General features: G+C 71.6%; 22 protein-coding genes. 8 read left to right on the top strand and 14 right to left on the bottom strand.

Features of this window, described 5'->3' with window-relative positions; all coding sequences use genetic code 11:
• Positions 1-6: 6 nt before the first annotated feature.
• Positions 7-1,497, bottom strand: a complete 1,491-nt coding sequence (locus ACIRST_RS23275; protein WP_402804042.1) for an alkaline phosphatase PhoX — start codon at positions 1,495-1,497, stop codon at positions 7-9.
• Between the two features lie 272 nt (positions 1,498-1,769).
• Entirely contained in the window at positions 1,770-2,960 is a 1,191-nt protein-coding gene (locus ACIRST_RS23270) for a hypothetical protein (protein WP_350521363.1), read from the bottom strand.
• Between the two features lie 136 nt (positions 2,961-3,096).
• Between ACIRST_RS23270 and ACIRST_RS23265 the strand changes: the two genes are divergently transcribed.
• The gene (locus ACIRST_RS23265) at positions 3,097-3,576 is read left to right on the top strand and encodes a VOC family protein (protein ID WP_350521364.1); all 480 of its coding nucleotides are present in this window, start codon (positions 3,097-3,099) and stop codon (positions 3,574-3,576) included.
• 25 nt (positions 3,577-3,601) lie between these two features.
• Here ACIRST_RS23265 and ACIRST_RS23260 read toward each other — a convergent pair whose 3' ends face one another.
• A complete protein-coding gene (locus ACIRST_RS23260; RefSeq protein WP_350521365.1) occupies positions 3,602-5,134 on the bottom strand; it encodes a hypothetical protein in 1,533 nt (510 codons plus the stop codon).
• Positions 5,135-5,534: 400 nt separating this feature from the next.
• Between ACIRST_RS23260 and ACIRST_RS23255 the strand changes: the two genes are divergently transcribed.
• Positions 5,535-6,869: an MFS transporter gene (locus ACIRST_RS23255; protein ID WP_402804039.1), complete on the top strand. Its 1,335-nt coding sequence runs from the start codon at positions 5,535-5,537 to the stop codon at positions 6,867-6,869.
• Positions 6,870-7,323: 454 nt separating this feature from the next.
• On the opposite strand, the gene ACIRST_RS23250 is transcribed toward ACIRST_RS23255, so the two are convergent.
• Entirely contained in the window at positions 7,324-7,677 is a 354-nt protein-coding gene (locus tag ACIRST_RS23250) for a hypothetical protein (protein WP_402804037.1), read from the bottom strand.
• Positions 7,678-7,761: 84 nt separating this feature from the next.
• Positions 7,762-7,956: a hypothetical protein gene (locus ACIRST_RS23245; protein ID WP_402804035.1), complete on the bottom strand. Its 195-nt coding sequence runs from the start codon at positions 7,954-7,956 to the stop codon at positions 7,762-7,764.
• Between the two features lie 192 nt (positions 7,957-8,148).
• On the opposite strand from ACIRST_RS23245, the gene ACIRST_RS23240 reads away from it, so the two are divergent.
• From ACIRST_RS23240 to ACIRST_RS23230, 3 genes are all read left to right on the top strand, one after another.
• Positions 8,149-9,450 carry a helix-turn-helix domain-containing protein gene (locus tag ACIRST_RS23240; RefSeq protein WP_402804033.1) on the top strand — a complete coding sequence of 434 codons (1,302 nt, stop codon included), beginning with the start codon at positions 8,149-8,151 and terminating at the stop codon, positions 9,448-9,450.
• On the top strand, positions 9,447-9,977 hold the full coding sequence (locus ACIRST_RS23235; protein WP_402804032.1) for a GNAT family N-acetyltransferase: 531 nt from the start codon (positions 9,447-9,449) through the stop codon (positions 9,975-9,977). Before ACIRST_RS23240 ends, ACIRST_RS23235 begins: the two co-directional genes overlap by 4 nt.
• A gap of 218 nt (positions 9,978-10,195) precedes the next feature.
• Positions 10,196-10,888, top strand: a complete 693-nt coding sequence (locus ACIRST_RS23230) for a Uma2 family endonuclease (protein ID WP_402804030.1) — start codon at positions 10,196-10,198, stop codon at positions 10,886-10,888.
• A gap of 68 nt (positions 10,889-10,956) precedes the next feature.
• Here the strand turns inward: ACIRST_RS23230 and ACIRST_RS23225 are convergent, their stop codons facing one another.
• The 8 genes from ACIRST_RS23225 to ACIRST_RS23190 are packed head-to-tail and all read right to left on the bottom strand — an operon-like array spanning position 10,957 to position 17,756.
• On the bottom strand, positions 10,957-11,346 hold the full coding sequence (locus ACIRST_RS23225; protein WP_350521370.1) for a metal-sulfur cluster assembly factor: 390 nt from the start codon (positions 11,344-11,346) through the stop codon (positions 10,957-10,959).
• A gap of 22 nt (positions 11,347-11,368) precedes the next feature.
• On the bottom strand, positions 11,369-11,821 hold the full coding sequence (gene sufU / locus ACIRST_RS23220; protein WP_350521371.1) for a Fe-S cluster assembly sulfur transfer protein SufU: 453 nt from the start codon (positions 11,819-11,821) through the stop codon (positions 11,369-11,371).
• A gap of 15 nt (positions 11,822-11,836) precedes the next feature.
• Positions 11,837-13,111, bottom strand: coding sequence for a cysteine desulfurase (locus ACIRST_RS23215; protein ID WP_350521372.1), 1,275 nt, complete (start codon positions 13,109-13,111; stop codon positions 11,837-11,839).
• Positions 13,108-13,872 carry a Fe-S cluster assembly ATPase SufC gene (gene sufC / locus ACIRST_RS23210; protein ID WP_196952639.1) on the bottom strand — a complete coding sequence of 255 codons (765 nt, stop codon included), beginning with the start codon at positions 13,870-13,872 and terminating at the stop codon, positions 13,108-13,110. Before sufC ends, ACIRST_RS23215 begins: the two co-directional genes overlap by 4 nt.
• A gap of 6 nt (positions 13,873-13,878) precedes the next feature.
• On the bottom strand, positions 13,879-14,196 hold the full coding sequence (locus ACIRST_RS23205) for a bifunctional 3-phenylpropionate/cinnamic acid dioxygenase ferredoxin subunit (RefSeq protein ID WP_350521373.1): 318 nt from the start codon (positions 14,194-14,196) through the stop codon (positions 13,879-13,881).
• Between the two features lie 5 nt (positions 14,197-14,201).
• Positions 14,202-15,431, bottom strand: coding sequence for a Fe-S cluster assembly protein SufD (gene sufD / locus ACIRST_RS23200; protein ID WP_350521374.1), 1,230 nt, complete (start codon positions 15,429-15,431; stop codon positions 14,202-14,204).
• A 57-nt stretch (positions 15,432-15,488) separates the two neighbouring features.
• Complete coding sequence (gene sufB / locus ACIRST_RS23195; RefSeq protein ID WP_350521375.1) at positions 15,489-16,904, bottom strand: Fe-S cluster assembly protein SufB; 1,416 nt, start codon at positions 16,902-16,904, stop codon at positions 15,489-15,491.
• Positions 16,905-16,913: 9 nt separating this feature from the next.
• The gene (locus ACIRST_RS23190; RefSeq protein ID WP_350521376.1) at positions 16,914-17,756 is read right to left on the bottom strand and encodes a MarR family transcriptional regulator; all 843 of its coding nucleotides are present in this window, start codon (positions 17,754-17,756) and stop codon (positions 16,914-16,916) included.
• A gap of 164 nt (positions 17,757-17,920) precedes the next feature.
• Here ACIRST_RS23190 and ACIRST_RS23185 point away from each other — a divergent pair, with 164 nt between their 5' ends.
• Together ACIRST_RS23185 and ACIRST_RS23180 are read left to right on the top strand one after the other, a co-directional pair.
• Complete coding sequence (locus tag ACIRST_RS23185; protein ID WP_402804025.1) at positions 17,921-18,847, top strand: ABC transporter ATP-binding protein; 927 nt, start codon at positions 17,921-17,923, stop codon at positions 18,845-18,847.
• Complete coding sequence (locus tag ACIRST_RS23180) at positions 18,844-19,614, top strand: ABC transporter permease (RefSeq protein ID WP_350521378.1); 771 nt, start codon at positions 18,844-18,846, stop codon at positions 19,612-19,614. The genes ACIRST_RS23185 and ACIRST_RS23180 overlap by 4 nt, the downstream gene beginning before the upstream one ends.
• A gap of 76 nt (positions 19,615-19,690) precedes the next feature.
• Here ACIRST_RS23180 and ACIRST_RS23175 read toward each other — a convergent pair whose 3' ends face one another.
• Positions 19,691-20,380: an LAETG motif-containing sortase-dependent surface protein gene (locus tag ACIRST_RS23175; RefSeq protein WP_402804023.1), complete on the bottom strand. Its 690-nt coding sequence runs from the start codon at positions 20,378-20,380 to the stop codon at positions 19,691-19,693.
• Between the two features lie 486 nt (positions 20,381-20,866).
• Between ACIRST_RS23175 and ACIRST_RS23170 the strand changes: the two genes are divergently transcribed.
• Positions 20,867-21,853 (top strand): heme A synthase, encoded by a 987-nt coding sequence (locus ACIRST_RS23170; protein ID WP_402804021.1) that lies wholly within the window; start codon positions 20,867-20,869, stop codon positions 21,851-21,853.
• Positions 21,854-21,930 lie beyond the last annotated feature (77 nt).

Below are 21,930 nucleotides of genomic sequence, written 5' to 3'. Positions count from 1 at the left end.
GGTGCGTCACTCGCCGTAGCCCTGGCCGCGCTTGTGCTCGTTCAGCCGGCGCCACGGGCCGGTGATGGCCAGCTGGATGCCCGGGGTCTGGATGTTGGCGAACAGGGTCTTGCCGTCGTCCGAGAAGGTCACCCCGGTGAACTCGCTGAACTCGGGCTTCTCGGCGGTGCCGATGTTCAGCTCGTTGCGGGCGATCGGGTAGACCAGACCGTCCTCGGTGGCGCCGAACAGGTGCGAGACGCCCTCGCCGTCCTCGCAGATCACGATGCCGCCGTACGGCGAGACGGTGATGTTGTCCGGGCCGTCGAAGTTGTCGTGGTCGCCCCAGACGTCGGTGTTGACGCCCAGCAGGACCTTCAGGGTGATGGTGCGGCGGGCCGGGTTGTAGAACCACACCTGGCCGTCGTGCTGCAGCGGGCTCTCCGAGCGGGCGAAGCTGGAGACGAAGTAGAAGCCGCCGTCACCCCACCACATGCCCTCCAGCTTGCGGGCGCGGGTGACCTCGCCGTCCTTGAACTGCTTGCGGACGGAGACGGTCGCGGCGTCGCGGTCCTGGACCTTGACCCAGTCCACGCCGTAGGTGGTGCCGACCTTGGTGGCGCGGGAGAGGTCGTCGACGAACTTGCCCTGCGCGTCGAAGACCTTGAAGGCCTCCAGCAGACCGGCGTCGGCGGCCAGCTTGCGCAGCTGGTAGCGGCCGTGCTTGAAACCGGCCGGCGGGGTCCAGCGGAACAGCAGGCCGTTCGGGTTCGAGGCGTCCTCGGTCAGGTAGACCTGGCCGCGCTTCGGGTCCACGACGACGGCCTCGTGCGCGTAGCGGCCGAAGGCCTTCACCGGCTGCGGGTCCCGGTTGTAGTCGTCGTCGAACGGGTCGACCTCGAAGATGTAGCCGTGGTCCTTGGTGAAGCCGTTCTTGCCGGCCTTGTCCTCGGTCTCCTCGCCGGACAGCCAGGTGCCCCACGGGGTCACGCCGCCCGCGCAGTTGGTGGCGGTGCCGGCGATGCCGACCCACTGCTCGACCGAGCCGTCCCGCTTGGCGTGCACGATGGTGCAGCCGCCGGCCGCGCCCGGGTCGTAGACGTGGCCCTCGGTCAGCGGCACCGGGTGCGGCCAGTTGGCGCGGGCGCCGGAGAGCTCGTGGTTGACGACCATGAAGTTGCCGCCGTGCTCGTCCTCGAAGGCGGAGGTGCCGTCGTGGTTGCTCGGGGTGAACTCGCCGGTGCGCAGCTTGGTGACGCCGGCCCGGTTCAGGACCTTGTACGAGAAGCCCTTCGGCAGGGACAGCAGTCCGGCCGGGTCCTGCGCCAGCGGACCGTAGCCGACGGCGGTGCCACCGGCCGCGTTGGTCCCGGCGGCGGCCGCGACCGGAGCCTCGCCGCCGGCCGGGGCGGCGATCGCACCGGGGGCGCTGGCCAGGGCCTCGGCGCTGCCGGCGATCAGCACGCCGGCCCCGACGAGGGTGGAACGGTTGACGAAGTCCCGGCGGGACAGCGACATGGCAGCAACTCCTGAAGGATGAGCGGGCGTCGGGGCGGGATGCCGACGACCAGCAGGCTCCGCCGGGCGGGTGAACCCGGCATGACGCCCACCTCACATCCGGGCGGCCATTTGCCGACCGATGACCTTCACATGACCTCCGCTTTGCCAAGGCATCGTCAGAAGCCGCCCGCCGTCACGGCACTCCCGGCCCCGGTCGGACGGCACTCCCGACCCGGCTGCCACGGCACTCCCGACCCGGCTTCCGCACTCCCGGCCCCGGCCCGCCGGGCTCAGCGACGCGCCGCCCGCCACTGCTCCCAGGCCGCCAGCCACAGCTGCTCGGCCAGCCGGTGCTCCTCCCACACCCCGGCCCCTCCCCCGGCGGGCCGCTCCCGCCACAGCTGCGCCCAGGCCCGCTGCGCGGGCAGGCTCGCCACCTCGCTCGCGAACACCGTGTACCGGACGACCTCCTCGACGGCCGCCTCCCCCTCCGCCGTGCCCACCAGCCAGTGCGTCTGCCGGGACAGCCGGTTGAGGTGGTTGACCATCGAGGTCACCGCCGCCGCGGCCTCCTCCCGGGTCTCGGTGGCCAGCCGCATCTGCTGGCGCACCGCCGCCTCCCAGCGCACCGCGCAGGCGTCCCCGCGCAGCCCGCGCGGCAGCCGCGGCGTGCGCCCGGCCCGGACCTGTGCCTCGATCGCGGCGGTCTCGGCGATGCTCTGCGCGATCAGCGACCGGTGCGCCTCCAGCCCGACGACGGGCGGCAGTTCGCGCTCCTCGACCGGCACGTACCGGGCCCGCCGGGAGGCGAGGTCGCGCAGCAGGTCGGTGCGTCCGCTCAGGTACCGCTCGAAGTCGCCGATCCCGCCGAGCTCCACCCCGCCCGGGTCCACCCCGCGCCCGCAGACCGTCACGGTCAGCCCGCCGATCCGCAGCCGCCCGGCCCACACCGCCCCGGGCCCCTCGGCCGCCGCGGCCCCCGGCCGCAGCACCGGCCGGTCCTCGTGCACCTCCACGGCGCGCGGCTCGCCGTCGACCGTGATCCACGCGCGCAGCGCCCGTACCCGGCCCGGCCCGTCGCCCTCGTCGACGCCCAACTGCTCGTAGACGCGGTCCCGTTCGTCCTCGACGACGTCCTCCAGCTCGGGCAGCGGCTCGCACCGCTCGGCGCCCGGGCGGTACGTCCGCACCGTCACGTACGGGCCCGCCGCCGAACGCCAGTCGCCGCACAGCACCTCGACCCAGCGCAGCACGCCGCCGGAGGTCTCGAAGGCGGCCAGTGCCTCGCCGGTGCGGCCCGGGCCGGAGGCCACGCCGTACACCGGGAAGTCGACCGCGGCGAGGGTCCGGCGGGAGAAGTCCTCCTGGTCGGCGAAGCGGCCCTCCGGGCCCGACCGGTCCGGGACCGGGGCGCGGCCCGAGGGCCCGGTGTTCCACTCCTGGGGCCTGCCGCCGCTCTCCCGCACCATCCTGTGCCGCACCCCCGACTCCTCGCGCCCGCACCGCTGACGCCACCTTACGTGCCCGCAGCTGCCGGGTCATCAGCCCGACTGCCGGACGGGGGTGGTGGCCGTGTCAGGGCACCCGGTTGTCAGCCGTCCTCCCTAACCTGGCCGCATGACCGCACAGAGCAGCACCACCGCGGGCGCCGGCCCGGCGCCGGACGGCTTCCCCGCCAGGATCAGCATCGTCACCCTCGGCGTCTCCGACCTCGACCGCAGCGCCCGCTTCTACGAAGGCCTCGGCTGGCGGCGCTCCACCGCCTCCAGCCCGGAGATCGTCTGGTTCCGCACCGCCGACTCGGCGCTCGGTCTCTTCCCCACCGACGAGCTGGCGGCCGACGCGGGCATCCCCGCCGCCGGCGAGCCGTCCTTCCGCGGCGTCACCCTCGCGGTGAACCTGGAGTCCCCCGCGCTGGTGGACGCCGCGATGAGGACGGCCGTCGAGGCCGGCGCCGTGGTGGTCAAGGCGCCGGTCCCGACGAGCTGGGGCGGCTACTCCGGCTACTTCGAGGACCCGGACGGCCACCTCTGGGAGCTGGCCCACAACCCGTTCTTCCCCTTCACCGAGGACGGCTCGCTGGACCTCCCGGAGTAGACCCCCGGGTCCGCTCCGGGCCCCCTCAGTTCCTCGAACGGGCTTTGAAGGCCGCCTTGCGCGCCTCCTTGGCCACCGCCCGGTCCAGGTGCAGTTCCCCGATCGCCTCCAGGACGTCCGCCGTGTACGGGTGGTCGACCCGCCACAGCTCGCCGAACCAGGTCGCCGTATCGCCCTTCACCGGCAGGTCGGCGACCAGTTCGCGCAGCAGCGCGGCGTCACCGCCGCTGTCCAGCAGCTGGGCGGCGAAGGTGTCGACCACCGTCCACAGCGTCATCGCCCGGGTCGGCACCGGCACGTCCGTCGCGCCCTGCGCGGTCAGCCAGGCCCGCGCCGCACCGCCCAGCTCCGGGTCGTCCAGCACCTCCCGGACGGCCGGTTCGGCGCCCGCCCCCAGCAGGTCGAGCGCGGAGACGCAGAGCATCCGCCGCAGCGGCCCGTACGCGTCGTCGCCGCGCGCCGCCGCGAGCAGCTCGCGCGCCGCCGCCACCGGCTCCCGGCCGGCGGTCCACACCCGCAGCTCCTCCTCCGGCAGCACGTTGGCCGACTCGCACACCGCGCGCAGCAGCTCGGCCGCGTCGCCCTGGGCCAGCTCGCCGACCAGCGGCGCGTCGTAGCCGTCCTCCAGCAGCCACTGCCGGATGCCGTACTGGCCGAGCGGGGTGAGTCGGACCAGGCCGAAGCGGGCCGACTCCTCCTCGTCCAGCGGCTCCTCGCCGACGACGGCGGGCTCCTCGCCCTCCTCCTCGTCGAACAGCTCCGGGTCGATCGGGCGGTACTCCAGCAGGCCCAGCTCGGCCAGGTCGCCCAGCATCGGGTCCAGCGCGACCATCACGTCGGTGATGTCGCCCAGCAGCTCCTCGCTCGGCTCCTCGCCCTCCGGCACCACCAGCAGCGCGGCCAGCACGCCCAGCGGCACGGTCTCGTTGCCGGGGTCGGCGAAGGCGGTGGTCTCGTAGAGCACCTGCAGCGCCTCGTCCAGCAGCTCGGCGGCCTCGTCCCGGGCCTCCTCGACCTCGTTCAGGCCGTCCTCGTCCTCCTCGGCCGTCGCCTCCTCGGTGCCCTCCTCCGGCATCGAGTCCGCCTCCACCGCCAGCTCCCGGACGATCCCGGCGGCGGTCAGCCACAGCTCCAGGACGGTCTCCGGATCGCCCTGCTCGGCGGGCTCCAGGTCCGGCCCGGGGACGGCGACGTGCTCGCCCTCCGCGGTCGTGCCGAGCTCCACCAGGTCCAGGTCGCAGGCCAGCGACCAGGCGCGCAGCGCCTCGACCTCGGCCTCCTCCGGCACCTCGCCCTCGGCCGGGGCCAGGCCCAGCAGCCGCGCGGCGGGGGCGCGGTCCTCCTCGACCAGGTCGCCGAACTCGTCCACCGCCCGGTGCGGGGCCGCCCAGCGGGCCAGCGTCAGCGCGTACCCGAACATCGGGACGGCCTTCGCCTGCTCGGCCAGCTCCTCCTCGGCGGGCAGCTTGACGGGCGGCACCAGGACGGCCGCGTCGTCCAGGTCCTCGTCGTCCAGACCGTGCGCGGCGAACGCCCCGTAGAGGTCCTGCAGCTCCATGTCGGCGGGAAGGACCGCCTCGGCAGCTCCCTCTCCCCCTGTAGCCCCGGCGTTCTTCCGACGTCGTCCGGCCATCGTTTGCGCTCTCCCTCAGCCAGCGGTCAGCCCAAACAGCTCCGCGTACCGATCTACCACCTCAGCGTATAGGTGTGGCACCCCCGATGCCCGGCCGCAAGGGGCGCACGCAGGGGCGCGCGCCGCATCCACGCGCCCACCCCTTATCCTTCGCATTGGTACCGTGCACACCCCGCGCGGGCCGCCGGGCAACGAAGCCCCCTCTCTCAGCTCATCCGCTCCACCAGGGAGCCCCGCACCGCGGCCACCACCACAGCGCCTCAGGACGGGCGCGCCGGCATACCCCGCCGACCCCGGTGGTGCCCTGCCACAGGAGACCCCTCACATGGCGGACCTCTCCCCCGCCGGCTCCGGCCTGCGCACCGCGCAGCTCGACGGACGCCGACTGTCGGAGGCCCTGCTTCCCCTGGAGCTCGCGCCGCGCGCCCAGCTCCAGCTCTCCGCGATCAGCCGCTGGAACGCGATGCGCGGAGTCCGCGTCGGCCTGGTGGCCGCCGCCCTGCTGCTGATGCTGATCGGTGCCAACCTGGCGACGCCGATCTACCCGCTCCTCCAGCAGCGCCTCGGACTCGGCCCGCTCGACACCACGATCCTCTTCACGATCTACGTCTTCGCGCTGGTCCCGGTGCTGGCCGTCGTCGGCCACTGGTCCGACCACCTCGGCCGGCGGGCCCTGATCCTGCCCGCCGTCGCCCTGGCCGCCGCCGGCGACGTCGTCTTCGCCACCTCCGGCAGCTTCTGGCAGCTCGCCGCCGGCCGGGCGGTCCAGGGCATCGCCGTGGGCCTGTCCACCGGCGCCGCCGGGGCCGCCCTCGGCGACCTGCTGCCCGACCACCCGACACTGGCCGCCAAGCTCACCCTGGCCTGCTCCGCCGGCGGCGTCGCGCTCGGCCCCATCGTCGGCTCCCTGCTGGCCGACGGCGCCGACCCGCTGCTCACGCCGTTCCTGCTGCACGCCATCGCGCTCCTCGCGCTCTGCGTGCCGCTGGCGCTGGTCCACCCCCGGATGCCCGGCCGCAACCGCCCGCCGGCCTCCCCGCCCCGGATCACCACCCCGGCCCACCTGCGCCCGCAGCGCCTGCGGCTGCCGCGCACCGGCCGCCGCGAGTTCCTGCTCGCCGCCGGCGCCGGCTTCATCTCGTACGGCGTCTTCGGCGTCTACCTGGCCCTCGCCCCGGCCTTCTCGGCCAAGCTGCTGCACACGCCCTCGCACCTGACCGGCGCGATCGTGGCCGCCCTGCTGCTCGGCTCCTCGGCCGCCGCCCAGCTCGTCGTCCCGCCGACCGCCGACCGTACGGTGATCGCCCTCGGCATGACCGGCCTGGCCACCGGCCTCGGCCTGGTCGTCGCCGCCGGGTACACCGGCACCCCGGCACTGCTGTTCATCGGCAGCGTCCTCGGCGGCATCTGCCAGGGCGTGGCCTTCCGCTCCCTGTTCACCAGCGCCGTCGCGGCCATGAACCCGGAACGCCGCGGCTCCGAGCTGAGCGCCCTGTGGATCATCGTCTACCTCGGCAGCTCCGCCCCCATCATCGCCGTCGGCGCCCTCGTCCAGCAGTACGGCCTCCTGCCCGCCGTCAGCGGCTTCGCCACCGTCGCCGCCGTCCTCTGCGCCGCCCTGGCCGTGGCCGTCGCCCGCAAGCCCAAGCACACGGCCTGACCCCCACGAACACCGAACGCCGCTGCCCGGGACTCCCACAGGAGCCCCGGGCAGCGGCGTTTCCTCTTCACCCACCGCCAGGTGAACACCCGCGCGTCATCTGTTTCGGTGAGCAGGTCCACCGCCGTTCCCCACCATCCACCCCCCACCCGCCTCTCGGCGGGTGCCCACCCCGGACCTCGCCGAGCGCCGCCCGGCCAGACGGCGCTCGGCGAGGGCGGGGCAGGGCGATTCCTCGCCGGAAGCGAGAGGGCCCGTCCTACCGGAGTCAGTCCGACCGCTGGGACAGCGTGTCTCAGTGGGCGAAGCGTGCAGACCGACCACCGGTCATGGCGGAGCGCAGGGCGGTTCGGACTCTCGCGGCGCCTGTGGCTGCCTCCTCTGCCCCGGGGCGGGAGAGGAGGTCGGCGAGGAGTCCGCGGGCCGTGTAGCCCCTCGCGCCAGCACGTCAAGGTCAGGCGACTTCGGTCCGATCCACTGCTGCTGCACTCGGCTGTGCGAGCCAGACCAGCCGCGCAGTGATCCCCGGCCGCCCGGCGAAGTGGCGTAAGGCCCGGTCAGGAGACGTGAGGGTCAATCGCGCCTGCCCGTCGATGCTGATGACGTGCGCTCGCCCGCTGTGGTCGGCGACCCCCCAGGCCGCGACCCACCCATCGACGTCCGGGAGACCCTCGCCCCAAACCTGCACGACGGCGAACAGGCGGGGTGCAGTGTCGAGCACGAGCCGGCACAGCTCCTGGTCGAAGGTCGGGCCGGTCGGCAGCCGAGGCGTGACCGGATGGGGGCTTTGCGGCGGCGCAGCAGCCATGGAGCTCTCCTACGTGAATGGGGATCGGACGCGGCGCTGCCACCACCACGGGCAGCGGAACAGCACGCACGGGCCGGTGTCGGATCAGCGAGGCCAGGCGAACTCGGCGACGGAACGGGCCACCGCCTCGGCGATCGCGACCGACATCGGTGCCCGCCGATCACGGTCGGGCAGGTAGCAGTAGGTGCAGTTCAGGTTGCAGAAGGAGTCAGCCTGGACAACGGCTGTCCTCGGACGGCGGGCGATGCGGCGCCGATACCGGGCCGGGGAGTGCATCATGCTGCTTCTCCAAAGTTGGAGACCGGGCCGGCGCAGGGCCGTCCACGGGGCGGGATCCTGCGCCGGGGGGCCGCCCGGTGCGGGCGACGTGCGATCAGTGAACGACAGTCACAAGCCTTACAGTGAGGCAAAGTTGATGGCATTCTGGTCGCATTCCGACCGGAAAACTTGACCGTCCCATTGCCTGGCCGCATGCACGGCGCGTGGCAGCACGACTACGTTGACCTCATGCTGGCCAATGTCCCGCTCCGCCTCCGGATGTCCGAACGCCGCATGACCAAGGCCGAGTTGGCACGCGAAGTGAACGCCGAGATCAGGACCCTCACGGGGAAGCTCGGCTCCGTGTCAGAGCGCACGGTGCACAACTGGCTGACCGGCGCGACCCGGTGGCCGCCGGTGAAGATCCGCCTCGCACTCAGGGCAGTATTCGCATGTACGCCCGAAGACCTCGGCTTCGTCCCGACTGGGCGGGCCCGCACCACGACGGAGGACGACGTGAGGCGACGCGACTTCATAGCGGCGGCCGGAGGCGCGGCCGTGACCCTGCTCGTGAGCCCCCCTGCCGTGGCATCGAGTGGTCGGATCGGCGTCGGTGACGTGCGGAGACTGCAGGCCCGCTTCGCCGAGGTCATCGCCAGCGACCACCGCCACGGCGGTCGGCTCAGCATCGAGACCAGGGCGACCGCGCTCGCCGAGGAAGCCCTCGACCTGCAGAAGAACGGCACCGCGACCCAGCGGGTTCGGGCCCAGCTGTACGCCTGCGCGGCATCGTTCATGTCCTCGGCGATGTGGGCCGCGATCGACGGCCGCCGCTTCGACGCAGCCCTCGAACACCACCAGAAGGCTGCCACCCTCGCGGCGATGTCCGGCGACTCCGGCATCCAGTTCCGCATCTGGTCCCACGCGGGAAGCCTGTACCGGCACCTCGGGCAGACAGGCGACGCGCTCGCCGCCAATGCGGTCGCCCGCAGCCTACCGATCGCCCGACGCGACCCGCTGTTCGCCTCTCTCGGACACGCCCGCCACGCAGCGATCCACGGCCTGACCGGGGACTCCAATGCGGTCCGCCGGTCCATCGGGCACGCACAGGACGCCCTCAACCGAGCCGACCTTGAGGTCTCCCGACCGGTGTGGATCACCGCCTTCTACGACCAGTCCGAACTCGACTCACTCGCCCTCGCCGCCCACCTCGCAGCCGGGAACTGGGAGGACGCGGAAGCACACGCGCACCGCAGCATCGTCCGGCGGCGCGACACCATGCAGAGGTCCCGAGCGATCACCACCGTCCGGCTTGCCCGCGCCCAGCTCGGGCAGGGCGATTTCGAGCCCGCGGTCGCCACCGCCATGTCCGTCCCGGCCGACGACTTCGCACACCCCCGCGTCACCCGGATGCTGGCCGCCTTCGGCACCTCGCTGCACACGCTGGCCAGCGGCAGTGGCCCAGACCGCACCTGGGAGGCATACGCCCACAACAGCTGGAGGACCACCGCGTGACCGTCGAACTCCGCCACCACACCACCCTGCCCCCCGAGGCCCGGCAGGACCTGCTGGACGTGTACGCCGATGTGCGGGCCCCCCTGCTGCACCTGCCGAACTACCGCGTCGAGGTGTTCTCCGAACGCCTCGACCGGCATGCCACCGAGCCCGGCTTCGCGCTCGTCCTCGGCTACGACGGAGAGGTACCGGTCGGCTACGCCTACGGCAACACGATCGAGGCGGGCGACCGGTACTGGAAGCGCATGACCGAGCCCCTTCCGGACGGCTACGCCGAGGCCCCGGCTCTGGCCATCAAGGAAATCGGCGTCCGGACCCGCTGGCGCGGCACGGGAGCCGCACGCCGGATCCACGACGACCTGCTGCGCCGCCGCGTTGAGGGCCGTGTCACCCTTCTGGTCAACCCGCTCGCCGGGGACGGCAAAGTCCAGCGGCTCTACGAGACCTGGGGCTACCAGGCGTTCAACGCCCAACAGCCCTCTCCGAACTCGCCCCGGCTGACCGCGATGATCCGCCCGATCCACTGAGCCTGGGGCTGCGGCGCCTGGTAGTAGACGCCGATGTTGCCGTGCTCGCCGCGTAGAAGCTTGATGCGCTCGCCTGTGGTGTAGTAGGTCCGCTGCGTCATCCTGGTGCCCTTTCGGGAGCACGGCCGTACTGGGAAGGTTCCCGCTCCCGTGGGCCGGCGGGCGGGCTTCGATTCCGTGGCTCCTTCGTCAACCTTCCTGCCGCGATTCCTCCCTTCGTGGAGAAGATCCGTGCAACGGCGGTGTATCTGCCGACGGGCCGCCAGGGTGGGGGCATGTCGTCCGTCGTCGCGTCTGGGCACTGGGTCCTGCCCGAGTCGCCGTATGCGCTGTGGGCTCGTGGCGAACTCGACGAGCACCTGCGGTTGTCCGAAGTCCTGCGGGTCGAGGTGATCGGTGGAGAGTTCGTGGTGACGCCTCATCCGAGTTACGGCCATGCTGCGACCGTCTCGGACATTCAAGAAGCGGTGTTCCGCGCCGAATTCACGCACCCGAGTTATCCATGGCGGGCGGTGCAGACTGTCGGCCTCGACCTTGCGGAGATCGGGGACGGTTATGTTCCGGACCTTGTGATGACGGCCTCGGAGGTGGAATCGGCGATTTTGCCGGAGGCGAAGGATCGGCACCTCCGCCCGGAGGAGATCAGTCTGGTAGCTGAGGTCACCGCGCCGCTCAGCGCGCACTACGATCGTCGTGCCAAGCGGCACGGGTATGCGCGGGCTGGGGTGCCGTACTACCTGCTGGTGGACCGCGACCCGCGACGGCCCGGCGTCACGCTGTTCGGCGAGCCGAACCGGGGTGACGGGACGCACGAGGTGCTGGGCGAGTGGGAGTTCGGCGAGTCCGTCCGACTGCCGGAACCGTTCGGGGTCGAGATCGGCACGGATGCCTGGAAGGCGTGGAGCGCGTAGGCGCGGAAACGCCGCTGCCGCGCGAACCCGGAGGATTCGCGCGGCAGCAGGTTGACGATCGGGAGATCTCAGACGTTGAAGCCCAGGGCGCGGAGCTGCTCGCGGCCGTCGTCGGTGATCTTGTCGGGGCCCCACGGCGGCATCCAGACCCAGTTGATGCGCAGGTCCTTCACCAGGCCGTCGGTGGCGGTCTTCGCCTGGTCCTCGATGACGTCGGTCAGCGGGCAGGCCGCCGAGGTGAGCGTCATGTCGATGGTGGCCACGTCGGACTCGTCGATGTGGATGCCGTAGATCAGGCCCAGGTTGACGACGTCGATGCCCAGCTCGGGGTCGACGACGTCCATCAGGGCCTCGGTCAGGTCCTCGACCGAGACGGTGCCGGCGGTGGTGCCGACGATGATGCCGGTCTGCTCCTCCGCAGTGGAGGCCGTGGCGTCAGTGGTGCTCTCGTCACTCATGGTTCTGTCCTCCTCTGCGGGATCAGTCGTTCACGGCGGGGTGCTGGGCGAGCGCCTGGGCGGTGGCGTCCTTCCAGGCCATCCAGCTGAGCAGGGCGCACTTGACCCGGGCCGGGTACTTGGAGACGCCGGCGAACGCGACCGCGTCCTCCAGCACCTCCTCGTCGCCCTCGCCCTGGCCCTTGCTCTGCATCAGCTCCAGGAAGGCCTCCTGGACCGCCTGCGCCTCGCCCACGCTCTTGCCGACCACCAGGTCGTTGAGCACCGAGGCGCTCGCCTGGCTGATCGAACAGCCCTGGGACTCGTACGAGACGTCGGCGACGGTCGCGCCGTCGAGCTTCACCCGCAGGGTGATCTCGTCGCCGCACGTCGGGTTGACGTGGTGGACCTCGGCGTCGCCGTCCCGCAGCCCCTTGCCGTGGGGGTTGCGGTAGTGGTCCAGGATGATGTCCTGGTACATCGAGTCGAGCTTCATGTCCTGCGCGTCCCGTCAGCCGAAGAAGTTCCGGACGTGGTGCAGGCCGTCGATCAGCGCGTCGACCTCGCCCGGCGTCGAGTACAGGTAGAACGACGCCCGCGTGGTCGCCGGAATTCCGTACCGGAGGCAGACGGGCCGCGCGCAGTGGTGGCCGACGCGCACGGCGATGCCCTGCTCGTCCAGCACCTGACCCACGTCGTGCGGGTGGATGTCACCGAGGGTGAAGGAGATCGCCGCACCGCGGTCCACGGCCGTGCGCGGGCCGATGATCCGCAGGTCTGGGACCTCCAGCAGCCGCTCGACGGCGTACGCGGTGATCGCGTGCTCGTGCGCCGCGATCTTCTCCATGCCGACGCCCTGCAGGTAGTCGATGGCCGCGCCGAGCCCGACCGCCTGGGCGATCGGCGGGGTGCCGGCCTCGAACTTGTGCGGCGCCGGGGCGTAGGTGGACGAGCCCATGGTGACGGTCTCGATCATCTCGCCGCCGCCGAGGAACGGCGGGAGGTCCTCCAGCAGCTCCTGGCGGCCCCAGAGCACGCCGATGCCGGTCGGGGCCAGCATCTTGTGGCCGGTGAAGGCGACGAAGTCGGCCTCCAGCGCCTGCACGTCCAGCACCATGTGCGGCGCGGCCTGCGAGGCGTCGATGACGACCAGCGCGCCGACCGACTGGGCCTTGCGGACGATCGTCTCGACCGGGTTCACGGTGCCGAGCAGGTTGGAGACCAGGGTGAAGGAGACGACCTTGGTCTTCTCGGTGATCAGCTCGTCGATGTTCGACAGGTCGAGCCGGCCCTCGTCGGTGAGCCCGAACCACTTCAGCTTCGCGCCGGTGCGCTGCGAGAGCAGCTGCCACGGGACGATGTTGGAGTGGTGCTCCATCTCCGTGATGACGATCTCGGAGTCGGCGTCCACCTTGTACGGCTCGTCGGCCCAACCGAGCATGTTGGCCACGAGGTTGAGCGACTCCGAGGCGTTCTTGGTGAAGATCACCTCGTTGCGGCTCGGCGCGTTGACGAACGCCGCGACCTTGTCGCGGGCACCCTCGTACAGCGCGGTGGCCTCTTCGGCGAGCACGTGCACGCCGCGGTGGACGTTGGCGTTGTGCCGCTCGTAGTAGGCGGTCAGCGCCTCCAGCACCTGGCGCGGCTTCTGCGAGGTCGCCGCGTTGTCCAGGTAGACCAGCGGCTTCTCGTCGTGCAGCAGCCGCTGCAGGACCGGGAAGTCCTTGCGGATCGCGTCGGTGTCGAGCAGACCCGGCAGGCCCGAACGCTCATGGGCATGCGTCACTCGGATGCGCCCCCCTTCACGTAGGCCTCGTAGCCCTCGTTCTCCAGCTTGTCGGCCAGCTCGGCGCCGCCGGACTCGACGATGCGGCCGCCCGCGAAGACGTGGACGTAGTCGGGCTGGATGTACCGCAGGATGCGGGTGTAGTGGGTCACCAGCAGGGTGCCGACCTCGCCGGTCGAGCGGACCCGGTTGATGCCCTCGGAGACGATGCGCAGCGCGTCGACGTCCAGGCCGGAGTCGGTCTCGTCGAGGATCGCGATCTTCGGCTTGAGCAGCTCCAGCTGGAGGATCTCGTGGCGCTTCTTCTCGCCGCCGGAGAAGCCCTCGTTGACGTTGCGCTCGGCGAAGGCCGGGTCCATCTGGAGGGCGGCCATCGCCTCCTTGACCTCCTTCACCCACAGCCGCAGCTTCGGGGCCTCGCCGCGGACGGCGGTGGCGGCGGTGCGCAGGAAGTTGCTGACCGAGACACCGGGGACCTCGACCGGGTACTGCATGGCCAGGAAGACACCGGCCTTGGCCCGCTCGTCGACGGACATCTCCAGGACGTCCTCGCCGTCCAGCAGCACCGAGCCGCCGGTGACGGTGTACTTGGGGTGGCCGGCCAGCGAGTAGGCCAGGGTGGACTTGCCGGAGCCGTTCGGACCCATGATGGCGTGGGTCTCGCCCTGCTTCACGGTCAGGTCGACGCCCTTCAGGATCTCGCGCGGGCCGTTCTCGGCCTCGACGGAGACGTGCAGGTCGCGGATTTCAAGGGTTGCCATGTGTACTCAGGACTCCTGGTTGACGGAGACGAGCACATCGTCCCCTTCGATCTTTACGGGGTAGACAGCGACCGGCTTGGTGGCGGGCAGGCCGGAGGGCTTGCCGGTGCGCAGGTCGAAGCTGGAGCCGTGCAGCCAGCACTCGATCATGCAGTCCTCGACCTCGCCCTCGGAGAGCGAGACGTTCGCGTGCGAGCAGATGTCGTTCACGGCGAACACCCCCTCGTCGGTGCGGACGACGGAGACCGGCACGCCGTTGAGGTCCACGCGCTTGGGCACGTCCTCCTGGAGGTCGCTCAGCGCGCAGGCACGGAGGAAGGTCATCGCGTTCAGACCGCCGCTTCCAGCTCTGCGTCGATCTTCTCCATGAGCTGTTCCTGGACCTCGGCCACGCCGATCTGCTGGAGCAGCTCGGCGAAGAAGCCGCGGACCACCAGGCGGCGGGCCTCGTCCGCCGGGATGCCGCGGGCCTGCAGGTAGAACAGCTGCTCGTCGTCGAAGCGGCCGGTCGCCGAGGCGTGGCCGGCGCCGACGATCTCGCCGGTCTCGATCTCCAGGTTCGGGATCGAGTCGACCCGGGCGCCGTCGGTGAGCACCAGGTTGCGGTTGAGCTCGTAGGTGTCGGTGCCGAGCGCGGCGGCGCGGATCAGCACGTCGCCGACCCAGACCGCGTGCGCGTCCTGGCCCTGCAGCGCGCCCTTGTACGCCACGTTCGACCGGCAGTGCGGCGTGTCGTGGTCGATCACCAGGCGGTGCTCCAGGTGCTGGCCGGCGTCGGCGAAGTAGAGGCCGAACAGCTCGGCCTCGCCGCCGGGGCCCGCGTAGTTGACCCGCGGGTGCAGGCGGACCAGGTCGCCGCCGAAGGTCACGACCACGGACTTGTACGTGGCGTCCCGGCCGACCAGCGCGTTGTGCTGGGCGACGTGGACGGCGTCGCGCTCCCAGTCCTGGACGGAGACGAAGGTGAGCTTGGCGCCGTCGCCGACCAGCAGCTCGACGTTGGCGGCCCGGGTGCCGGTGCCCGCGTGGTTGAGCACCACGACGGCCTCGGCGAACGGCTTGACGTCGATCACCACGTGGGCGAAGCGGACGCCGCCCTCGCCTCGCACGTCGATCCTGACCGGCTCGGTCAGCACCGCGTCCTTGGGGACGGTGACCACCAGGGCCTGCTCGAAGGCGCTGAACGCCTGCGCGGCGACCCGGTCCACCGGCGTACCGGCCTTGCCCAGGCGGGCGTCGTCGCGGCCGACGGTCTCGGCGGTGACGCCGTCCGGCAGCGTGAACTCGACCTTGTCCTCGCCCTTCTCGGCCTGGGCGGCGGTCCCGTCGTGCAGCCCGCCGAGGCGGTGCAGCGGGGTGAACCGCCAGTCCTCCTCGCGGCCGTGCGGCACCGGGAAGTCGTTCACGTCGAAGGACGGCTTGACCGCGACGCGCGCGTCGATCGGCTGCTGGACCGTGGCACGGCCGGTGCCGGGGCCGGCGAGCTGCGCGCCCGCGCCGGCGGTGCCGACCTCGATCGACCCGGCGGTGGTGGAGCCGGTGGTGTTCTGCTCAGCCATGGCTGTTCGTAGTGCTCTCTTCCTCGGAAATCGGTGGACGGCGGTGGCGGCTGGACGTCAGCCGACCGCGCCCTCCATCTGCAGCTCGATCAGCCGGTTGAGCTCCAGCGCGTACTCCATCGGCAGCTCGCGCGCGATCGGCTCGACGAAGCCGCGGACGATCATCGCCATGGCCTCGGTCTCGGTCAGACCGCGGCTCATCAGGTAGAACAGCTGGTCCTCGCTGACCTTGGAGACGGTCGCCTCGTGGCCCATGGACACGTCGTCCTCGCGGACGTCCACGTACGGGTAGGTGTCCGAGCGGGAGACGGTGTCGACCAGCAGCGCGTCGCACAGCACGTTGGACTTGGCGCCGTGCGCGCCCTCGCCGATCTCGATCAGACCGCGGTAGGAGGTGCGGCCGCCGCCGCGCGCCACCGACTTGGAGACGATGTGCGACGAGGTGTTCGGCGCCATGTGCACCATCTTGGCGCCGGCGTCCTGGTGCTGGCCCTCGCCCGCGAAGGCGATCGACAGGGTCTCGCCCTTGGCGTGCTCGCCCATCAGGTAGACGGCCGGGTACTTCATGGTGACCTTGGAGCCGATGTTGCCGTCGACCCACTCCATGGTCGCGCCCTCGTACGCCACGGCGCGCTTGGTGACCAGGTTGTAGACGTTGTTCGACCAGTTCTGGATGGTCGTGTAGCGGCAGCGGCCGCCCTTCTTGACGATGATCTCCACGACCGCGGAGTGCAGCGAGTCGGAGGAGTAGATCGGCGCGGTGCAGCCCTCGACGTAGTGGACGTAGGCGTCCTCGTCGACGATGATCAGCGTCCGCTCGAACTGGCCCATGTTCTCGGTGTTGATCCGGAAGTAGGCCTGCAGCGGGATGTCGACGTGCACGCCCTTCGGCACGTAGATGAACGAGCCGCCGGACCACACCGCGGTGTTCAGAGCGGCGAACTTGTTGTCACCGGCCGGGATGACGGTGCCGAAGTACTCCTTGAACAGCTCCGGGTGCTCGCGCAGCGCGGTGTCGGTGTCCAGGAAGATGACACCCTGCTCCTCCAGGTCCTCGCGGATCTGGTGGTAGACGACCTCGGACTCGTACTGGGCGGCGACACCGGCGACCAGGCGCTGCTTCTCCGCTTCCGGGATGCCGAGCTTGTCGTAGGTGGCCTTGATGTCCGCCGGCAGGTCCTCCCAGGACTCGGCCTGCTTCTCGGTGGAGCGGACGAAGTACTTGATGTTGTCGAAGTCGATGCCGGTGAGGTCGGAGCCCCAGGTCGGCATGGGCTTCTTGCCGAACAGCTTCAGGCCCTTGAGCCGGAGGTTCAGCATCCACTCGGACTCGCTCTTCTTCGCGGAGATGTCGCGCACGACCTCCTCGCTGAGCCCGCGCTTGGCAACGGCGCCGGCGGCGTCCGGGTCGGCCCAGCCGTACTCGTAGTTGCCCAGGCCCTCAAGCTCCGGGTGCGAAACGGTGTCAGTCATGCGAGCTTCCTAACGCGCGGACGCAGAATCTTCGGTGGACGTACCGGCAGTCGGCACTGCATCGGAGCCGCGGCCCGCGGAACCCCGGGCGGGCGACGATGCGGCACCGGGTGCCGGCACATAGGTGGTGCAGACCCCGTCGCCGTGGGCGATGGTGGCCAGCCGTTGCACATGGGTGCCCAGGAGCCGGGAGAAGACCTCGGTCTCCGCCTCGCAGAGCTGCGGGAACTGCTCGGCGATGTGCGCGACCGGGCAGTGGTGCTGGCAGAGCTGGGCGCCCGCCGGGGCCTTCGCCGCGGCCGACGGGACACGCCGCACCGTGGCAGCGTACCCGTCGGCACTGAGCGCCTCGGCGAGCGCCTCGGTGCGCTCCCCCGCCCCGGCCCGGCCCAGCGCCTCCAGGTACTTCTCGCCCTGCTTGCCGAAACGGGCCCGGGCGAAGGCGGCGACGGCCTCCTCGCCCGCCTTGCCGCCGCCCACCGAGTCCGAGATCCAGCGCAGGGCGTCGGCGGCGAGCTGGTCGTACGCCTGGTAGAAGGCGTCCCGGCCGCCGTCGGTGAGGGCGAAGACCTTGGCCGGGCGGCCCCGGCCGCGGCTGCCGTAGACCCGCTGCTCGCGGGACTCGACCAGGCCGGCGGCGGTGAGTCCGTCCAGGTGGCGGCGCACGGCGGCGGCGGTGAGGCCGAGCCGGCTCGCGAGGTCGGCGGCGGAGGACGGGCCGTGGTCCAGGATCGACCGGGCGACCCGGTCCCGGGTGGCGCGGTGGCCCTCCAGCAGCACCTCGGCCGCCGTCACGGGCACGTCGCAGTGGGAGGCCGACTCGGCCTCCTGCTGCTGGGCGTGCTCGCGCATGTTTTTCACAACACCAGTGTTGCGTAATTACTTCCGTCGGGACAAGCCGTGATCCATGCCTCACCGGTGTCATCGATCACGCAGGTAAGCCTTACCTGACCAGCCGAAACGATCATCGAGGCCGCCGTACGGCCGGTTCGTGAGCGCCTCTTACACTCGCCGGTATGCACTCCGAACCCGCGGTCCAGATCGCCGGGCTGGTCAAGCGCTACGGCGACAAGCCCGCGGTGGACGGCCTCGACCTCACCATCGCACGCGGCGCGATCACCGCCGTCCTCGGCCCCAACGGCGCCGGCAAGACCACCACCATCGAGACCTGCGAGGGCTACCGCCGCCCCGACGCCGGCACCGTCCGCGTGCTCGGCCTCGACCCGGTCGCCCAGAACGCGGCGCTGCGCCCCCGGATCGGCGTCATGCTGCAGTCGGGTGGTGTGTACGCGGGTGCCCGCGCCGTCGAGATGCTGCGGCACACCGCCAAGTTGCACGCCCACCCGCTGGACGTGGACGCGCTGGTCGAGCGCCTCGGCCTCGGTTCCTGCGGCCGGACCACCTACCGGCGGCTGTCCGGCGGCCAGCAGCAGCGGCTCGCCCTGGCCATGGCCGTGGTCGGCCGCCCCGAGCTGGTCTTCCTGGACGAGCCCACCGCCGGCCTCGACCCGCAGGCCCGCCGCGCCACCTGGGAGCTGGTCCGCGACCTTCGCCGGGACGGCGTGACCGTGGTCGTCACCACCCACCACATGGACGAGGCCGAGCAGCTCGCCGACCGCGTCGCGATCGTGGACCGCGGCCGGGTGATCGCCGACGGCACCACCGAGGAGCTGTGCCGCGGCGGCGCCGAGAGCGCCCTGCGCTTCGACGGCCCGCCCGGGCTCGACCTCGGCCCGCTGCTCAAGGAGCTGCCCGAGGGCGCCACCGCCGTCGAGACCGCCCCCGGCAACTACCGGGTCGAGGCGCCCGTCGACCCCCAGCTGGTGGCCACCGTGACCGGCTGGTGCGCGGCCTCCGGCGTCCTGCCCGAGCGGCTGTCCGTGCAGCGCCGCAGCCTCGAAGACGTCTTCCTCGACCTGACCGGACGGGAGCTCCGATCGTGAGTGCCACCGATTACGCCCCGAAGCCGGGCGCAGCGCCGGTCGGCCGGATGCTGCTCGCGCAGACCGCGTTCGAGACCCGCATGCTGCTGCGCAACGGCGAGCAGCTGCTGCTCACCGTGGTCATCCCCACCGTGCTGCTGGTGCTGTTCTCCGCGGTGGACATCGTCGCGGTGGAGGGCCCGGGCAAGCGGGTCGACTTCCTGGCCCCCGGCCTGCTCGCGCTGGCCGTGATGTCGACGGCGTTCACCGGGCAGGCCATCGCGACCGGCTTCGAGCGCCGCTACGGCGTGCTGAAGCGGCTCGGCGCGAGCCCGCTCCCGCGCTGGGCGCTGCTGACCGCCAAGACCGGCTGCGTGCTGGTCACCGAGGCGCTGCAGGTCGCGCTGCTGACGGTGATCGCGCTGGCGCTCGGCTGGTCCCCGCACGGCGACCCGTTCAGCGTGGCCGCGCTGCTGGTCCTCGGCACCGCCGCCTTCTCCGGGCTCGGCCTGCTGATGGCGGGCACCCTGAAGGCCGAGGCCACGCTGGCCGGCGCCAACCTGGTGTTCATCCTGCTGCTGCTCGCGGGCGGGGTGATCGTGCCGCTGAGCCGGTTCCCCGACGCCGTGCGGTCGGTGCTGGAGCTGCTGCCGATCTCGGCGCTCTCGGACGGCCTGCGCTCGGTGCTGCAGACGGGTGCCGGGGTGCCCTGGGCGGACCTCGGGATCCTGGCCGGCTGGGCCGTGCTCGGCCTGGCCGCGGCCGCCCGTCTCTTCCGCTGGGAGTAGGCCGCGCCTGCGACACGGCAACGCCCCCCGGCCTCATCCGGCCGGGGGGGCGTTGCCGTGTTCGGGTCGCGGTGCGTCAGCCCTGGCTGCCGCCACGACGCTTGCGGGCGATCACGACGAGCGCGCCACCGACCAGCAGCACGCCGCCGCCGGCCGCCGCGATCATCGGGGTCGCGTCGTTGCTACCGGTCTGGGCGAGCACCGGGCCGCTGCTGGTGGGCGCCGAGGAGGGCGTCGTGCTCGGGGTCGGGGTGGCCGACGGGGTCACGGTCGGCGTCGCGGTCGACGTCACGGTGGGCGTCGGCGTCGGCGTGGGGGTCTTCGTCGGCGTCACGGTGGGCGTCGGCGTGGGGGTGGGGGTCTTGGTGGGGGTGGGGGTCGGAGTCGGGGTGTGGCACGGCTCGATCGTCTTGGTCTCGTTGATGTTCCACCCCTTCTCGTTCGGGTTCTCCGAGGTGGTGACCACCAGGTTCGCCTTGATCGGGGCGGTGTGGTCCTTCACCGGGAAGGTGCCGTGGAACTCGGCGGGGAAGGCCTTGTTGTCCAGGACCTTGTCGCCGTCGATGGTGAGGCTGACGGTGTTCTTCACGTCGGCCTTGGGGCTGTAGTTGATCAGATCGATCACGATCTTGTCGCAGGTCACCGACCAACTCGGCACGTGTGCCGAGGCGTTGGTGGCCAGCGCCAGGGGCAGTAGAAATCCGGCCGCCGCCGTGCCGGCCAGTGCCGCCGCGCCGATCCCGATGTGCCGCTGCTGTCGCGCCATTACGCTGTTCCCCTCCGAATGGTCTTGTGCAGCAGGCGTGTTGAATGGTTCGCGGTGGCCCGCTACGACTGTCCGGGGGACTCTACCGGCACTCCCGCTTCCCGCCACACCCCGCCGTACGACCGGATTTCGCCTGTCCGTCCGGTCTTCGATGTGCATGACCAGCCCATCACAGTCGCCACCTCGCGGAACGCGGATTCGGCAGACTTGAATGAACTTCGTCACCTTCCAGACAGAACGGCGCCCCCGGTGATCGGGTTCAACCACTGGGGGTGCCGCTTCAATCAACCGACGAACATTCGGACTTTTCCTGCCTTATCAGGCCCTCTTGGCCTTGCGTCGGGCGGCCACCACGATCGCGCCACCGGCGGCGATCACCACGGCACCGCCGATCGCCGGCGGCAGCACGTTCTGTCCGAACAGTCCCTCCACGCCCCGGACGCGGCGGGGCGCCCCGCCCCAAGATCGCCCATAAAGCCACCTACCATGGACGTCGTGCTTAAGACCACCCCCTTCTCCCTGCTCGCCGAGCGCTGGCAGCCCTCCGCCGCGATGGTCCGGCGCGCCGCGTTCGCCGCGCTGGTGATGAGCGTGGTGATCGTCGTCACCGGCGGCGCCGTCCGGCTCACCGCCTCCGGCCTCGGCTGTACGACCTGGCCCCGCTGCACCGACGAGAGCCTGACGCCCACCGCCGAGATGGGCTTCCACGGCATCGTCGAGTTCACCAACCGGATGCTCACCTACGTGCTGAGCGCGGCGGTCGGCTGGGCGATCCTGGCCGCCCGGTGCGCCCGGCCGTGGCGGCGCAGCCTGACCAAGCTCGGCTGGGCCCAGTTCTGGCTGGTGATGAGCAACGCCGTGCTCGGCGGCATCACCGTGCTGACCGGCCTCAACCCGTACACCGTCGCGCTGCACATGATCGCCGCGATGGCCCTGGTCTGGGTCGCACTGCTGATGTGGGAGCGCAGCAAGGAGGGCGACGGCCCGCCGAAGCTCGCGGTCGCCCGCCCCATCCAACAGCTCTCCTATGTCCTGGTCACGGTCGTCGGCCTGCTGGTCGCGGCTGGCACCCTGGTCACCGGCGCCGGCCACCACCCGGGCACGCCCAAGGACAACAAGATCGTCCCGCGCATCCCGATCGACTACGACCGCCTCGCCCAGTTCCACGCCGACTTCGCCTTCGTCTCGGTCGGCCTGACCATCGCGATGATCTTCGTCTTCGCCGCGATCAAGGCCCCGCAGGCAGCCAAGTCCCGCACCAAGGAACTCCTCGCGGTCCTGCTCGTGCAGGGCGTCCTCGGCTTCATCCAGTACTTCACCGACGCCCCCGAGCTGATGGTCGGCCTCCACATGTTCCTGGCCACGCTGACCTGGATCGCCGCGCTGCGCATCCCGCTCGCCCTGCGCACCCGCGAGGACGAGGCCGCCGCCGGGCAGCCGGCCGACCGGACCCCGCAGACCGCGGCCGCCTGAGGGCGCCGGGTACGACACCGGAACGGCACCGGACAGCGCGAAGGCCCGGTTCCCCCGCACGGGGGGGGAACCGGGCC

Source organism: Kitasatospora sp. NPDC101447 (genome assembly GCF_044767225.1).
GTDB lineage: Bacteria > Actinomycetota > Actinomycetes > Streptomycetales > Streptomycetaceae > Kitasatospora.
This window is presented reverse-complemented; position numbering and strand designations above follow the sequence as displayed.

Coding starts and splice junctions, on each gene's coding strand:
- ACIRST_RS23275 (WP_402804042.1), bottom strand. CDS start 1,497: ATGTCGCTGTCCCGCCGGGACTTCGTCAACCGTTCCACCCTCGTCGGG.
- ACIRST_RS23265 (WP_350521364.1), top strand. CDS start 3,097: ATGACCGCACAGAGCAGCACCACCGCGGGCGCCGGCCCGGCGCCGGAC.
- ACIRST_RS23260 (WP_350521365.1), bottom strand. CDS start 5,134: ATGGAGCTGCAGGACCTCTACGGGGCGTTCGCCGCGCACGGTCTGGAC.
- ACIRST_RS23255 (WP_402804039.1), top strand. CDS start 5,535: ATGGCGGACCTCTCCCCCGCCGGCTCCGGCCTGCGCACCGCGCAGCTC.
- ACIRST_RS23250 (WP_402804037.1), bottom strand. CDS start 7,677: ATGGCTGCTGCGCCGCCGCAAAGCCCCCATCCGGTCACGCCTCGGCTG.
- ACIRST_RS23245 (WP_402804035.1), bottom strand. CDS start 7,956: ATGATGCACTCCCCGGCCCGGTATCGGCGCCGCATCGCCCGCCGTCCG.
- ACIRST_RS23240 (WP_402804033.1), top strand. CDS start 8,149: ATGCACGGCGCGTGGCAGCACGACTACGTTGACCTCATGCTGGCCAAT.
- ACIRST_RS23225 (WP_350521370.1), bottom strand. CDS start 11,346: ATGAGTGACGAGAGCACCACTGACGCCACGGCCTCCACTGCGGAGGAG.
- sufU (WP_350521371.1), bottom strand. CDS start 11,821: ATGAAGCTCGACTCGATGTACCAGGACATCATCCTGGACCACTACCGC.
- sufC (WP_196952639.1), bottom strand. CDS start 13,872: ATGGCAACCCTTGAAATCCGCGACCTGCACGTCTCCGTCGAGGCCGAG.
- ACIRST_RS23205 (WP_350521373.1), bottom strand. CDS start 14,196: ATGACCTTCCTCCGTGCCTGCGCGCTGAGCGACCTCCAGGAGGACGTG.
- sufD (WP_350521374.1), bottom strand. CDS start 15,431: ATGGCTGAGCAGAACACCACCGGCTCCACCACCGCCGGGTCGATCGAG.
- sufB (WP_350521375.1), bottom strand. CDS start 16,904: ATGACTGACACCGTTTCGCACCCGGAGCTTGAGGGCCTGGGCAACTAC.
- ACIRST_RS23190 (WP_350521376.1), bottom strand. CDS start 17,756: ATGCGCGAGCACGCCCAGCAGCAGGAGGCCGAGTCGGCCTCCCACTGC.
- ACIRST_RS23185 (WP_402804025.1), top strand. CDS start 17,921: ATGCACTCCGAACCCGCGGTCCAGATCGCCGGGCTGGTCAAGCGCTAC.
- ACIRST_RS23175 (WP_402804023.1), bottom strand. CDS start 20,380: ATGGCGCGACAGCAGCGGCACATCGGGATCGGCGCGGCGGCACTGGCC.
- ACIRST_RS23170 (WP_402804021.1), top strand. CDS start 20,867: ATGGACGTCGTGCTTAAGACCACCCCCTTCTCCCTGCTCGCCGAGCGC.